We start from the raw sequence: 13955 nt of genomic DNA on the forward strand, positions 1-13955 counted from the left end.
AACCACTAGATATTTAAATTGTTGCCTCGCCTTCAAACCAAGTCATTCTCGCTGAACTAAGCATCTCGAGGTTACTTGAGTATATGTTCAAGCTTTTAGTTTCTTTACCGCCATTGGTCGCGTTAAGTATTGCTATTGTTTGTGAAGTCATAGCAACATCCTATATCCCTAAAACCGAACAGTTCACGAAATGGTTGCCGAGTTCGATTGTACTGGTTGGCTATGCTATTGCTTTTTTCCTTTTGTCGGTGACGGTAAAAACAATGCCAGTTGGTGTTGTATACGCGATATGGAGTGGGGCGGGCATAGTATTGGTCGCTGGGGTTGGTTACGTCTTGTACGGCCAGAAACTCGATCTCGCTGCTCTAATAGGTATTGGCTTCATTATAATTGGCGTATTGATCGTTAATTTGGTGTCTAAAACAGCAGCACATTAGAGTGACAAAGGTAGGCAAGTGCCTACCTTGATTGCTCAACTTCTGTGTTGCATCAGTATTCAACCCCGTTTCTCAAGGCAAATTGCACGAGCTCCGCGTGTGAATCGAGTTCTAACAGGTCTAATAGCCGATACTTGTGTGACTCGATGGTTCTTGGGCTTAAATTCAGCTCTTTGGCACATTCCTTGGCTGACTTCCCTGTCGTTAGCAGTGCTAACACATCATACTGCCTCTGGCTTAGGCGTAGCATCTTTGTATTTTCATTATGTGTCGATACATCGGTCTTATATAAGGTTCGATGTAACTTAGAGTGCTGCCAAAACGACAGCCACATATGTGAAAGGTAAGTATACTCGTTGAGTTCTTTCTCGCTTAACGCTGCTCTTTGGTTGTTGAAGAGCGTAAAAGACATGCCCCCCCCAACGCTGTCCGAATTGAACCAATGGAATGGTATAGTGATGGCTACCGCCTTGCGCGGCGATCATTCTCAGCACTGTGACGTCGCTTGACTCCATCTCTTTCGTTGAAAACAGTTGTGTCTTAGATGAGTTGCCAATCAAGCGAAGGTACTTTTCTCCATCTACCGGAGATACCTGCTTTGCGGTTAAGATTTGATGAGGGGGACGAGCAACACTTATTGTTTTGCCATGACTAAAAAATAACATTGAGTTGGGGAACATCGTTGTTCGATCAATGTTGAACCAATCCATCGCCTCAAGAATACATTGCTTAAGGGTTTCTTCACAATTTTGGGCTTGGGTGTTGGCAAGTAGCATGGTTTGCTTTGTTGCGAGTGCCTCAAAGCTATCAACGATTATCGATGTATGTATCTCGCTTTCCATAAAAATTAATTAGCCTCACTGATTTTTATAAATGCAGTATTTTTACTCTACATTCTAATCATATCATTTTGCAGAATGTGTGCGGTGTTATTTCGAAAACTATGGAATAACTAATTACACCCAAGGTTAGCATTCTGATTGCACCATAACCAAAACAATGACTTCGATTGTTTATGGTGTTTTAGTTGATAACTCGGGTGTCTGTGCGTAAACAACAAGATGTAAAATTTATGAAAATGATGAAACTTCGCTACCGAATCGGAATGAGTGACCAATGGACAGAAGTTGTAGTATCCATGTTTGTGGCTCAAAGTTTAGCGAAAGAGTATCTTGGTTACGGATGGCAGGCTGAAGTTCTTTCAGTATAAAAATGGATTAGGGCAGTTGAGTCTTTTGACACTGCCCTTTATAACATCAACTAAGCGGATGCCTCATGATGACGGCTTTCCCATCAGGTTCGTAAATCGTTTTTTGGGTGTTCTCAAAACCAGCCGATTCAAAAAGTGTAATCCCCACTTTGTTTGAACAGGAAACGGTTGCACAAATAGAATTACTCTCCGCATCGATGGCGTAACCATAAACCATCAACTTTTGAAGCGTCGCTTTCCCAACGCCTTTCTGTTGAAACTGCTTGCCAATTACCATGTAGCTCAGCTTAAGTTCATGCCGTTTTGCAAACGGTGCATACTGAGCAAATGCCTTATCTATAACTAAGTAGCCTACCGCCAAGCTGTCTTGGAATATGGTATAAAACACTTCTGACTTACTTCGGTTTTGGTAAGCTTGCTCAAACGGTTTAAGAAATCCTTTTTGATCGTCATGCACTTCCAATTGCATCAAGCTCGCAAAATCTTTCAACTTTGCCGGTTTAATCGCGATCATATCTATCTGGATCTATTCAGAGGTGGTACACAGCATACCGCTATTATAGTGAGGGATGCGATAAAAGCGCAATTACGCTCATGAAGGTTTGAAGAAAAAGCCCCTGTCAACGCAGGAGCGGGTAATAGTAGCCTTGATGGATATAGGCACCAAGAGTAGTAAGTAGATGAGCGCACTCGGCACTTTCCACACCCTCAACGATAACAGTGCAATGGTAGGTACGTCCCATGGCGATTAGCTGACGAAGCATTTCTGACTTTTTATCATCCTGTTTGAGATCCATAACGAACAATCTATCGATCTTTAGGTAGTTGGGTGTGATATTACCAATAAGCTCAACATTGTTGTTACCAGTGCCGAAGTCATCAATGCTGACTTTGCAACCCAGGCCTTTCAGCTTGTTGACGTTCGAATATATCTCTTCGGTGTAGTACATGGACGCGTTTTCTGTAATCTCTATCGTTAGGAGCGAACAGTCCAACTTACTGAGTTGGCGATAGAGCTTGAGAAAGTTGCGCCCTTCAAGCAATGAAGGGCATACATTGATACTAAGTGGCGCGATTAGCGACCTAGATGAGCCGTAAATAAGCCGAATTAGTAGCATTGTATGAGTGAGCAAAAGCCCATTACTAATAAGACTCTCAATGAACTTTTGGGTGTTTTTCACTTGAAAGCGCGAAAGTACCTCATAGTGAATGTTCACTTTATTGGCCGTGTTGTAAATGGGCTCAAGCTTTAATTTGAAGTGACGGATGGCCCACATATAAGTCAGAAGTGAACGTAGTAGCTTGTGATTAACCAACACGATAAGAAGTAAGCTCAGCGCCAGAATACTACTCACAGGGCCAGTGACGTAATAGACTTCTCTATAGCCACTGCCATTGACGTTGTAAAGAAACGACTGACCTTTTGTATCGCCGATCTCCAAAGCAGGCCCCGTGTTTGTGCATACTTTCATTCCTGATAGGAACATCCGTGACATGTGATTTTCTATGTTATTTGTAATGTTGATGTTTTTGACTCGCACCATTGCCGTGGCGCCAGCAAGCTCGAATGTGTGGGTTGTATAACTGTCATTATCTAACCACTTGGTTATGTCGTTGTTGTTTACCGGGACCACAGCCTCAGGTGTGATAAGACAGCGGATATTATGTCGGTCAGTCAACAACGCTGATTCAACCAACCTTACATTGTCGAAAAAACCTTTCAAGCGGTCTTCATTTTCAAAACAGCTTTTAAGTGCAATGTCTTGAGCTAATGATGACGCGCTATCGAAATAATTCTGTCTTACGATGTTGCTTATCGCATAAAAACAGATCGCAAGATAAAGCAACCCAGTGAGTACAAGAAAGAACAAAATGTTCAAGTAGAGCAGTCGATTTCTTAAACAAATCTCTATAAAAGTCCTAATACTATGAGCAGTTCGCTTGTCGATACTCTCTTGCTGACGTAAGCCGTCCTTTTGTGCGTGTTGATTGTGGAAGGGAACAAAATACCCCTTGCGGTGAATATTTTCGATGAGTGATTACTGCATAGAAACATGGTTCTGCGTGAGGTGTCTGAATTTCTTTCTAAGTGAGGCGATTGAGTTTTTAAATCCATTTTCAGGCAGTACCAGCTGATACTGCGCTAATAACTTCTTTTCGATATTCCTCTGACTAATCGGTGCATTTAAGTTCCCAAAAGCCGCGATGGTGCTCAAAAGTAAATATTCAATTCTACTGATAGGAATAGAAGAGTGGGTGGAATTGTTGAGCTCAAGTGAAAGTTGTTTGTCGGACAAGCAAACGCAGATTTGGTTTCCTAGTTCAAACCTAATCATGTGTTAAAGCGCTCCAAATGTAATGTTTTGAATACGGTATCAATATTGAATTGGAAGGTATGTGATGTTCTACGGGCATATCCTAAATTTCTGGATATAGTGGACATTTTAGATTTTTTTATAAAGCTCAATCTAGAGGGAATTTTTCCTAGGTGGATATAGGAATGAAAAAAGCCCGAGCAATGCTCGGGCTTTTCAATTCAGAGAGAAGAGGGGGATTAGCAGATAACTTTAACTGCTAGACCACCTTGAGATGTCTCACGGTATTTCGCGTTCATGTCCTTACCAGTCTCTAGCATGGTCTCGATAACCTTATCTAGAGAAACTGTCGGAGCTGAAGAGCGACGTAGTGCCATACGAGTCGAGTTGATCGCTTTTACTGCCGCGATACCGTTACGCTCGATACATGGAACCTGTACCTGACCTGCAACTGGGTCACACGTTAGGCCTAGGTTGTGCTCCATTGCGATTTCCGCCGCCATACATACTTGCTCAGGGCTACCACCCATAAGCTCAGCAAGGCCCGCTGCCGCCATAGAACACGCTACGCCAACTTCACCCTGACAGCCAACCTCTGCACCAGAGATAGACGCGTTTCGCTTGTAAAGACCACCGATTGCGCCAGAAGCCGCGAAGTAACGGATGTAATCTTTTTCAGTTACGGTTTGGATGAACTTATCGTAGTAAGCCAGTACCGCAGGGATGATGCCACACGCACCGTTAGTTGGTGCTGTCACAACACGGCCACCTGCTGCGTTCTCTTCGTTTACTGCGAAAGCGAACATGTTTACCCAATCAACAACCGACATTGGATCGTTCGTTGTTTTTTCAGAAGTAAGCAGTTGCTGACGAAGTGCTGCTGCACGACGAGGTACACGTAGTGGACCAGGCAGAATACCTTCTTCGTTCATACCACGATCCATACACTCGCGCATTGTGCGCCAGATGTTTGCGAAGTATGTACGAGTCTCTTCATCAGAGTGCAGAGAGTGTTCGTTCTTCATTACCAATGCGCTAATAGAAAGACCGCTTTCTTTACACTGGTGAACAAGCTCTTCTGCTGTTGTGTATTCGTAAGGAACCTTGATTGGGTTCTCTACTTCTTTACCGAAGTTCTCTTCATCAACGATGAAACCGCCGCCGATAGAGTAGTAAGTCTTTGAGTACACTTTTTCGTCTTCGATCCACGCGTGGATCTGCATGCCGTTTTCGTGAAGCTCAAGGTTAGTAGTATGGAAGTTCATACCACCATCTTTCGGGAACGATACTGTGTGACAGTGCATGCCAACAGGAAGGCGTTCAGTTTCTTCTACGCGAGCGATAAAGCCCGGAATAGAGTCGATATCTACTTTCTCAGGGGAGTTGCCAGCAAGACCCATGATGATTGCGATATCCGTGTGGTGACCTTTCCCTGTCAGTGATAGTGAACCATAAACGTCAACGGTGATTTTAGTGATGTCGCGCAGCTTTCCCATTGCACGGAGATCATCAATAAACTCTTTACCCGCTTTCATTGGACCTACAGTATGTGAGCTTGAAGGACCAACACCGATTTTATAGATATCAAAAACACTAATCATATCGATTACCTCAGAACAAAGCCTCCCAAGGGGAGTTGGGAGGCTTTTTATTATCGTTATATTCTTGAATTAATCACGCTTTATAGAGAGCGGTGATTAAAGAGCGCCGTAGATTACAGAACTAATTGCTGCAAGACCACAGATTGCTGTGAAAATCTGTACAGGTGCTGAAGTTTTGTACTTCGCCATTGCAGGAACTTTGTTCATAGCGAATACAGGCATCAAGAATAGGATAGCTGCAATCATTGGAGCACCCATCGTTTCAATCATACCTAGGATGCTTGGGTTAACGATAGCAACGATCCAAGTAGTCACAACGATGAAGATTAGTGATGCTTTTTCAATCTTGCTCTTAGGTGATTCAGAGCGAGATTTGATTAGACCAACTAGACCTTCGTGTGCGCCTAGGAAATGACCGAAGTAGCTAGAAGTGATTGCTGCGAACGCCACTAGAGGACCCATGTAAGAGATAAGTGGAGACTCGTGAACGTTAGCTAGGTAAGACAATACTGAGATGTTTTGTTCTTGCGCAGTTGCTAGTTGCTCTGGAGATAGAGAAAGTACTACAGAGAATACGAAGAACATTACAAAGCCCATAAGCATCATCGCTGCACCGCCAGTGATCGCGTCAGTTTTCTTAACTGCGTCATCACCGTATACACGACGTTGTTCTTTAGAGAACTGAGAGATGATTGGGCTGTGGTTGAATGAAAATACGATGATTGGAATTGCTAGCCAAACGATTGAAGGCATTTCGCCCCAGTTTGGAGACACTTCCATCATTGATGTATTCCAATCAGGAATTAGGTAGAAAGACAGTGCTAGTAGGATGAATACTAGAGGGTAGACCATCGCTGATGTTGCTTTCAGCATTAGCTCTTTACCGAACACTACGCCTGCTGTCATAGCAGCGATTAACGCGCCAGAAAGTAGCCAGCGAGGGATAGATTCCATACCCATTTGGTTAACTAGGAAAGAGTCAACCGTGTTTGTGATACCAACACCGTAGATAAGTACGATTGGGTAGATAGCGAAGAAGTATGCAAAAGTAATAAGGTTTGCGCCAGTCTTACCGAAGTGCTCTTCTACTGTGTCAGTGATATCAGCTTCAGGGTTTTTCGCAGAAAGTACGAAACGAGCTAGAGATTTGTGTGCGAACCAAGTCATTGGTGCTGCGATTAGAGCAAGGATAACTAATGGCCAGAAACCGCCAGCACCCGCTTTAATTGGAAGGAATAGTACACCAGCACCTACTGCTGTGCCGAATAGAGACAAACACCAGGTGAAGTCTTTGTAAGAAAACTTACTAGACGATTGTGCGGTTGAAACCGCAGAAGTAGTTGTATTCATTTTTGAGTTACTCATTTTGGGAACAGGAAATAAGTCGGGAGCAATTTTGCAAGATTTTGCACTAGGAAAATTAGATCTAAATCATGTATTGCTCGAGCTTATTGAATGATATGTCAAAAACCTGCTTTTTATCACGAAAATGGCGTGCTACACGTGATTATTGCTAATGAGTGTGATTAGAAAAAGTTATCCGATGCATTAGTTGTATGAATTTATCTTTGCGCAAGCGTTTGCTTTATGAAAATTAAATTAAACTAATGTGAAGTGATGTTTGATAAATAACTTTTTATTAATATTGATGCACATGATGATTGACGTCATGCTGCGAAATTAATTGATAGAGCAATCAATTTGAAGTGATGTGTTTTTGCATCGATTCGATGATCTGTGCAGTCATGCCCCAAATGAAATGTTGTTGAAAAGGAATGGCAAATACGCGATGGCTGGTGTTTTTTAATTTGAACTGATTGCTGAATAGCTTGCTAGGATTCAAAATGTGGTTAGCTGGCACTTCAAATACTTCGGCCACTTCATTGGGATCGATTCGCGTCGTGTATTCAGGTGAAACGAAAGCCAAAAATGGTGTGACATTAAATTGGCTAATGGTTGGTAGTGTAGGGAGCTGTCCAAACACCCTAATATGAGACGATTCGATTCCGATCTCCTCTTCGACTTCCCTCAACGCGGTGTTTACTAATTGGCCATCTTCAGGTTCATACTTACCACCAGGGAAACTAATTTGCCCAGGATGGTGGCGCAAATGCATTGCACGCTTAGTAAAAATAACCTGTAAGCCTTGCTCTCTTTCTACAAAGCCGATCAATACTGCCGCTTCACGTAACTCCGCATTTTTTAAATGCGCTAAACGAACCAGAGACTCTTTATGGTATCCGGTTGGAAGCTGTAGTTGAAAGTTTTGTAAAAGCGTTGATTTGTTGATGACCAAAGTTCAATCCCTATTTTCGGCACTCTATGAGCAAAGCGTTGTTACCAACACATTTATTTGAAAGTTATAACGTTATACACCATTCTTTATTTTAAAGCCTCACTATAAGGTTAGTAGAAGAAGATGAAAGGGATTATTTTCACTGAGTTCATGGAGTTAGTTGAAGACAAGTTTGGTCTAGAAACATTAGACCAGGTTCTCGAACTTTCTAACGACGAAGGCATCTACACCGCAGTTGGTAGCTATGATCATCGTGATCTAGTTAAGCTGATTGTCAGTTTAAGCAAAATATCTAATATTCCTCCGGAGCAGTTGCAGGAAGTTTTTGGTGAATGTGTGTTCCAAAACCTGCTCGCTTCCATTCCTAACCATGCAAGCTTGCAGCAATGCCAAACAACTTTTCAGTTCGTGCGCCATGTTGAGGATTTTATTCATGTTGAAGTAAAAAAACTCTACCCAGAAGCCAGCCCGCCGCAATTTGACTTTATTAGTGAAACGGAAACAGAGATGGTTTTTGATTATCGAAGCGCCCGTTGTATGGCTCATGTTTGTGTCGGTTTGGTTAAAGGGTGCGCGAGTCATTTCGGTCAGTCTGTGAATGTACGTCATCAGAATCAATCGGCAGATGGAAGCCAAGTTCGTTTTTGGCTAGAGGTAGTATAACAGTTCATGACAAACCACTCTCCAATAGAACGAAAGCTAAAAAGAGAGATCGCCTCACGCAAAGCGGCTGAGCAGTTGTTGGAACAAAAGAGTCTCGAACTCTATGAATCTAATCAGCGACTTAGTATTGCGTTGAAGAAGCTTGAAATGAAATCAGAAAAGGATCTGTGCAAGTTTGAGTTCGAAGAGCAGATCGATGCGACTCTTATTAAGTTCGGACGTTCATTCTTATCGAGTGTTTTTGATGAAACGCTTGTGGCAAGTTTTCTAGAGCAACTGACTGCGAGCTCAGTCGTTAGAGGCGCTTTTTTGATTTTGGATGACGTGCATTTTTCATCTCTCAAACGACATCAATTTGGGCATTTGACTTTATTGGCCAATACAGTGAAACCAACACACCCAGTGTGGAATGGAGAGTTTCTCAATTTACCAGTTACTCTGCATAACCAGGTTCTTGGTGAACTTGTTTTTGATATTGCTCTAGAGCAGATGGATAAGGCATTTATCAGTAAACAGATGGCTTTGGTGTCTGACCTTGTGCATGGCGTGATCAGCCGTCACCTTAGTATGGAGCGAGAAATTGCTTCTCGTAAACGAGCAGAAGAGTCTGAACGTGCAACAAAAGAGTTTGTGGCGATGATCAACCATGAGCTAAGGACACCACTCAATGGCGTGTTAGGTAGTGCTGAGTTGCTAGGCCGAACCGAGTTAGAAACGGAACAACACCAATACCTCACGAACTTGATGCAATCAGGTGAGCTGCTGAGAGTCATCATTAATGATCTGCTTGATTTCAGCAAGATGAATGCGGGGATGATGGAAATTATCCGCAAAGATTTTGCGTGGCCAGAACTGGAAAGTTCATTAATGGGAGTCTTCGCAGCGAAAGCGGCGGAAAAGCGCATTCATTTCTCAATTGATAAGAAGCTAGGCATACCTAACTATCTCAATGGGGATGCTGAGAGGATAACGCAGATACTGGTAAATCTGGTTGGAAACGCCATTAAATTTACCAAATTGGGCGGAGTAGTCCTAAGGGTAGAGTGGCTAGATGGACACCTTTGCTTTGATGTTGAAGATACTGGTATTGGTATCCCACTAGACGCTCAGGCGACGTTATTCGATCCGTTTGTGCAAGTTGATCGTTCGAGTAAACGTAATTTTGAAGGTTCTGGGCTGGGTTTGGCAATCACCAAGAACTTAGTGGAATTAATGGACGGAGAAATTAGTTTTGTCAGTAAAGAAAAGCAAGGAACGATATTCAAAGTATCTATCCCTTTAGCGCTAGGGAAAGAGCAAACACTCATGTCCGTTGGTGGGGTCAGCACTAAGAAGGGGATTCGTCTTGCGAACAGGAACGTTCTCGTCGTCGATGATATCCGAATGAATCAGGTCATTGTCACGCAGATGCTTAAAAAATTAGACGTTGTTCCTGATTTAAGAAACAACGGAATGGAAGCTCTTGCTGCGGTCGATGAAAAGGACTACGAGTTGATCTTTATGGATTGTAGAATGCCCGAAATGGATGGGTATGAAGCGACAATGTTCTTGAGACAGCGTGGTTATAAAAAGCCAATTATCGCACTCACTGCTGGTACGACGTTAGAAGAAAGGCAAAAGTGTATCAAGTCAGGAATGAACGACATTCTTACTAAGCCTTACACCGCCGCTGATATTGAGCAGGTTATGTGTAAATGGTTAGAAGAATGACGAGTCACGAATAATTGCTACAAGTAAAAACGGCTCTGTTATAACAACAGAGCCGCTTTTCTTAGGACTGTGTAGCGTTGAAAGTTACTTCAGTGCCGGTAAGATCTTCGACAGTTTATCCAGCGTCTCTTGATACTCTGCTGCACAGTCACTGTCTGCAACGACACCTCCGCCTGCCCAAGCGTAGAGCTTGTTATCTTCCGCAACTAACGTACGAATCGTAATACTGGTGTCCATTCTGCCATGGCGTGAAATGTAGCCAATACTACCGCAGTAAGCGCTACGGCGGTGCGGTTCTAGCTCTTCAATAATTTGCATCGCTCGAACTTTTGGCGCACCAGTAATGGACCCCCCCCGGGGAAGCAAGCTCGAAGCAAGTCTGCTGCGTTGTACTGCGTATCTAAGTTCGCTCGAATAGTGCTTACTAAGTGATGCACTGCTGGGAAGCTCTCGATATCAAACAGCTTAGGCACGTGAACACTACCCGGTGAAGCAACACGGCCAATATCGTTACGCAGCAAATCGACGATCATCAGATTCTCGGCTTGATCTTTTTCCGCCGTCTGTAAGTCGTGTGCGTTGGCTTGGTCTAGCTTGTTGTCTTGGCTACGAGGGCGAGTACCTTTGATTGGCTTGGTTTCAATGACGTTGTCTTTCAGCTCTAAAAAACGCTCTGGTGACACGCTCACAATTGCCGAATGAGGCATACGAATGAACGCAGAAAAAGGAGCTTGGTTAGCCGCTTCTAACTTGGTGTAAGCTTGCCACTCACTCCCTTGGTACGAAGCGTTAAAACGTTGAGCCAAGTTGATTTGATAACAGTCGCCGCTTAATAGGTATTCTTGAACGCGATCAAAACGTGAAGCGTAAGAGTCTGGCGTCATGTTTGATTGCCAATCTCCAATCAGCTTGAAGTCTTCAACATCAGCTGGAGATTGTGAATTAAGCCATTGCCACGCTTGCTCAATGTTTTGGCCTACCATGCACGCTTTCTTCAACTTGTGATCGATCACTAATGCCCATTCATACAGCCCAACCGCCATGTCTGGCGTTTGAAGGTCTTTGGTCGCCAGTTCTGGCATAGATTCAACACGGCGCCCTAAATCGTAACTGAAATAGCCGAGCGCACCACCGACAAATGGCAGCTCCAAGTTTGCTTCCAAATCAAGGTTTGGTAAAAGCTGCTGTTGAAGTTCATCCAGTAGCGAGAACGGATCTTCTTTAGACACGTATTGTCGCGACTCTGTTTTAATGTGCGTATCGTCGGCAACGGTCTCTAGTGTTGCGATTGGATTGGCAACCAGAACATCAAATCGGCTGTCGATATGTGTATTGGAAGCCGAGCGCAAAAGCATGGCCCAAGGTTGGCTTTCAATACGAGAAAATAGGGAGGTAGCTAGGTCGTTGGCGTAATCCAATGCCTTAAAATCAAGCAATTGCGTATCCATGTTGTTCATTTGTTTAAATTGTGACAAAGAGTTCGTTCACTGCATGGCATGTCATGGGCAGCAAGAGTATCATAAACGCCTGTATAGCCAAACTACCTCTATACAAAGGCTTGGAGGTGGTTTTACTATATGAGAAGGCGACTTCAATTACTCGTGTGTCGATATCAGCCATTCGACAATTGTTTATAAAACATGGTTTAAAAATAAACGTTTATAAAAACAAAGCTCATTTAAGAGCAATAAGCTCAACAAACACGATAGAAGCCAAGCCAATAATGGAAGCAAAGCATAACAATAATGAGGCATGCAATGACGGTAATACGCACGCAGGATGTCATCAGCAGCGTTGCTGATGCGCTACAGTATATTTCTTACTACCACCCGCTAGACTTTGTTCAGGCCCTTGAAAAAGCCTACCACCGCGAGGAGAGCCAAGCGGCAAAAGACGCCATCGCTCAGATCCTAATTAACTCCCGTATGTCGGCAGAAGGTCATCGACCGATTTGTCAGGATACTGGCATCGTAACTTGTTTCGTGAACATCGGTATGGGTGTTCAATGGGACTCGACGGACATGACAGTTCAACAGATGGTGGATGAGGGCGTTCGACAGGCTTACACAAATCCGGACAACCCATTGCGTGCCTCGGTTCTAATGGACCCTGCTGGCAAGCGAATCAATACTAAAGACAACACGCCAGCGGTCGTACACATCAATATGGTGCCAGGCGATAAAGTTGAAATTCAAATTGCGGCGAAAGGCGGCGGCTCTGAAAACAAAACCAAGATGGTGATGCTAAACCCGTCTGACGACATTGCTGAATGGGTAGAGAAAACGCTGCCAGCGATGGGTGCAGGTTGGTGTCCACCGGGCATGCTTGGTATTGGTATCGGCGGTACCGCTGAAAAAGCTGCGGTATTAGCAAAAGAATCTCTGATGGAGCACATCGACATTCAGGAACTGATTGATCGTGGTCCTCAAAATGCTGAAGAAGAGCTTCGTCTTGACATCTTCAACCGTGTAAACAAGCTGGGTATTGGTGCTCAAGGTTTGGGTGGTTTAACAACAGTTGTTGACGTAAAAATCAAAACTGCACCAACGCATGCAGCTTCTAAACCAGTGTGCTTAATCCCGAACTGCGCAGCGACTCGTCACGTGCATTTCACGCTAGATGGCAACGGTCCTGCTGAGCTAACGCCACCGAAGCTAGAAGATTGGCCAGATATCACTTGGGAAGCGGGCGAGAACACACGTCGCGTGAACTTAGATACCGTGACCAAAGAAGAAGTTCAAGAGTGGAAAACCGGTGAAACGGTTCTGCTGTCGGGCAAAATTCTTACTGGCCGTGATGCTGCGCATAAACGCATTCAAGGCATGCTAGAAGCGGGCGAGGGCCTACCTGAAGGTGTCGATCTAAAAGGTAAGTTCATCTACTACGTTGGCCCAGTTGATGCGGTTGGTGATGAGGTTGTGGGTCCAGCAGGCCCTACCACATCAACACGTATGGATAAGTTCACGGACATGATGTTAGAAGAAACCGGCATCATGGGCATGATCGGTAAAGCAGAGCGTGGCCCTGCAACGGTTGAATCGATCAAAAACCACAAAGCGGTTTACCTCATGGCAGTCGGCGGTGCGGCTTACCTAGTAGCGAAAGCGATCAAGAAAGCACGCGTGGTTGCGTTTGAGGATCTTGGTATGGAAGCGATTTACGAGTTTGAAGTCGAAGACATGCCAGTGACGGTCGCAGTGGATTCAAATGGCGCGAACGCTCACCAAATTGGTCCAGATACTTGGAAAGTGAAAATCCAAGAGATGGAAGCGTAATTGCTGTGGGCACTCATCACGCGTCTCACTTCAGAGAATGTGACAAAGTGCTGATTTAACTAGCAAACATTTGACAAAAGTGCAGCGAAACCTGCACTTTTTGTCTATATAATCAGATATAAACTTATAGGCATAGCAAATTACATTGTTGTGCGGACTATGATTAGGAGAAAGCATGCCTCGTTTTATACAAATTCTACAGATCATTCTTGCAGTAGTGGTGGGCGGCTTTGTTGGCTACGACTTGATTCTTCATGGCATCAGTATCTTTGATGAAAAATACGTCACCATCACTTGCGTATTGTGGTTAATGCTGGAAATTGCTTTGTTTGTTATCTACAAATTGATTGAAGATGATTAGAATTTCCAACCGCAGTTAGAACCTCCAAGCCTCTGAAATTCTCAGAGGCTTTTGCGTTTTTAGGGATCATATATTGCAGTGAATACT

The 13955-nt window shown here is 43.8% G+C and carries 12 protein-coding genes and 2 pseudogenes; 6 read left to right on the plus strand and 8 right to left on the minus strand.

What is annotated here, in order from left to right; all coding sequences use genetic code 11:
* Window positions 1-83 precede the first annotated feature (83 nt).
* The gene (locus tag B853_RS06550) at window positions 84-437 is read left to right on the plus strand and encodes a DMT family transporter (RefSeq protein WP_010448758.1); all 354 of its coding nucleotides are present in this window, start codon (window positions 84-86) and stop codon (window positions 435-437) included.
* Between the two features lie 52 nt (window positions 438-489).
* On the opposite strand, the gene B853_RS26800 is transcribed toward B853_RS06550, so the two are convergent.
* Both B853_RS26800 and B853_RS06555 read right to left on the minus strand, forming a co-directional pair.
* Complete coding sequence (locus B853_RS26800; RefSeq protein WP_310648720.1) at window positions 490-849, minus strand: response regulator transcription factor; 360 nt, start codon at window positions 847-849, stop codon at window positions 490-492.
* Window positions 743-1279 carry a hypothetical protein gene (locus B853_RS06555; RefSeq protein ID WP_249027404.1) on the minus strand — a complete coding sequence of 179 codons (537 nt, stop codon included), beginning with the start codon at window positions 1277-1279 and terminating at the stop codon, window positions 743-745. The genes B853_RS26800 and B853_RS06555 overlap by 107 nt, the downstream gene beginning before the upstream one ends.
* A 230-nt stretch (window positions 1280-1509) precedes the next feature.
* Here B853_RS06555 and B853_RS25935 point away from each other — a divergent pair, with 230 nt between their 5' ends.
* Window positions 1510-1647 (plus strand): hypothetical protein, encoded by a 138-nt coding sequence (locus tag B853_RS25935; protein WP_167381312.1) that lies wholly within the window; start codon window positions 1510-1512, stop codon window positions 1645-1647.
* Between the two features lie 46 nt (window positions 1648-1693).
* Here the strand turns inward: B853_RS25935 and B853_RS06560 are convergent, their stop codons facing one another.
* From B853_RS06560 to B853_RS06580, 5 genes and pseudogenes are all read right to left on the minus strand, one after another.
* Window positions 1694-2161, minus strand: coding sequence for a GNAT family N-acetyltransferase (locus B853_RS06560; protein WP_038886978.1), 468 nt, complete (start codon window positions 2159-2161; stop codon window positions 1694-1696).
* Window positions 2162-2267: 106 nt separating this feature from the next.
* Window positions 2268-3983: pseudogene (gene tpdA, locus B853_RS06565) on the minus strand (cyclic di-GMP phosphodiesterase TpdA).
* A gap of 218 nt (window positions 3984-4201) precedes the next feature.
* A complete protein-coding gene (locus B853_RS06570; RefSeq protein WP_010448769.1) occupies window positions 4202-5563 on the minus strand; it encodes an L-serine ammonia-lyase in 1362 nt (453 codons plus the stop codon).
* Between the two features lie 96 nt (window positions 5564-5659).
* Window positions 5660-6913: an aromatic amino acid transport family protein gene (locus B853_RS06575; RefSeq protein ID WP_038886980.1), complete on the minus strand. Its 1254-nt coding sequence runs from the start codon at window positions 6911-6913 to the stop codon at window positions 5660-5662.
* A gap of 346 nt (window positions 6914-7259) precedes the next feature.
* The gene (locus tag B853_RS06580) at window positions 7260-7859 is read right to left on the minus strand and encodes a CoA pyrophosphatase (RefSeq protein ID WP_038886981.1); all 600 of its coding nucleotides are present in this window, start codon (window positions 7857-7859) and stop codon (window positions 7260-7262) included.
* Between the two features lie 123 nt (window positions 7860-7982).
* Here B853_RS06580 and B853_RS06585 point away from each other — a divergent pair, with 123 nt between their 5' ends.
* Window positions 7983-8522, plus strand: a complete 540-nt coding sequence (locus tag B853_RS06585; protein ID WP_010448775.1) for a heme NO-binding domain-containing protein — start codon at window positions 7983-7985, stop codon at window positions 8520-8522.
* Window positions 8523-8528: 6 nt separating this feature from the next.
* On the plus strand, window positions 8529-10232 hold the full coding sequence (locus B853_RS06590; protein WP_038886983.1) for an ATP-binding protein: 1704 nt from the start codon (window positions 8529-8531) through the stop codon (window positions 10230-10232).
* Window positions 10233-10316: 84 nt separating this feature from the next.
* Here B853_RS06590 and pabB read toward each other — a convergent pair.
* Window positions 10317-11689, minus strand: a pseudogene (pabB, locus tag B853_RS06595) (aminodeoxychorismate synthase component I).
* Between the two features lie 300 nt (window positions 11690-11989).
* Here pabB and B853_RS06600 point away from each other — a divergent pair.
* Both B853_RS06600 and B853_RS06605 read left to right on the plus strand, forming a co-directional pair.
* Window positions 11990-13507, plus strand: a complete 1518-nt coding sequence (locus B853_RS06600; protein WP_010448782.1) for a fumarate hydratase — start codon at window positions 11990-11992, stop codon at window positions 13505-13507.
* 175 nt (window positions 13508-13682) lie between these two features.
* A complete protein-coding gene (locus B853_RS06605) occupies window positions 13683-13868 on the plus strand; it encodes a hypothetical protein (RefSeq protein WP_010448784.1) in 186 nt (61 codons plus the stop codon).
* The last annotated feature ends 87 nt before the right edge of the window (window positions 13869-13955 follow it).

The sequence above is a fragment of the Vibrio rotiferianus CAIM 577 = LMG 21460 genome (genome assembly GCF_002741985.1).
GTDB classification, from domain to species: Bacteria; Pseudomonadota; Gammaproteobacteria; order Enterobacterales; family Vibrionaceae; genus Vibrio; species Vibrio rotiferianus.

Coding starts and splice junctions, on each gene's coding strand:
- B853_RS06550 (WP_010448758.1), top strand. CDS start 84: ATGTTCAAGCTTTTAGTTTCTTTACCGCCATTGGTCGCGTTAAGTATT.
- B853_RS26800 (WP_310648720.1), bottom strand. CDS start 849: ATGTCTTTTACGCTCTTCAACAACCAAAGAGCAGCGTTAAGCGAGAAA.
- B853_RS06555 (WP_249027404.1), bottom strand. CDS start 1,279: ATGGAAAGCGAGATACATACATCGATAATCGTTGATAGCTTTGAGGCA.
- B853_RS25935 (WP_167381312.1), top strand. CDS start 1,510: ATGAAAATGATGAAACTTCGCTACCGAATCGGAATGAGTGACCAATGG.
- B853_RS06560 (WP_038886978.1), bottom strand. CDS start 2,161: ATGATCGCGATTAAACCGGCAAAGTTGAAAGATTTTGCGAGCTTGATG.
- B853_RS06570 (WP_010448769.1), bottom strand. CDS start 5,563: ATGATTAGTGTTTTTGATATCTATAAAATCGGTGTTGGTCCTTCAAGC.
- B853_RS06575 (WP_038886980.1), bottom strand. CDS start 6,913: ATGAATACAACTACTTCTGCGGTTTCAACCGCACAATCGTCTAGTAAG.
- B853_RS06585 (WP_010448775.1), top strand. CDS start 7,983: ATGAAAGGGATTATTTTCACTGAGTTCATGGAGTTAGTTGAAGACAAG.
- B853_RS06590 (WP_038886983.1), top strand. CDS start 8,529: ATGACAAACCACTCTCCAATAGAACGAAAGCTAAAAAGAGAGATCGCC.
- B853_RS06600 (WP_010448782.1), top strand. CDS start 11,990: ATGACGGTAATACGCACGCAGGATGTCATCAGCAGCGTTGCTGATGCG.
- B853_RS06605 (WP_010448784.1), top strand. CDS start 13,683: ATGCCTCGTTTTATACAAATTCTACAGATCATTCTTGCAGTAGTGGTG.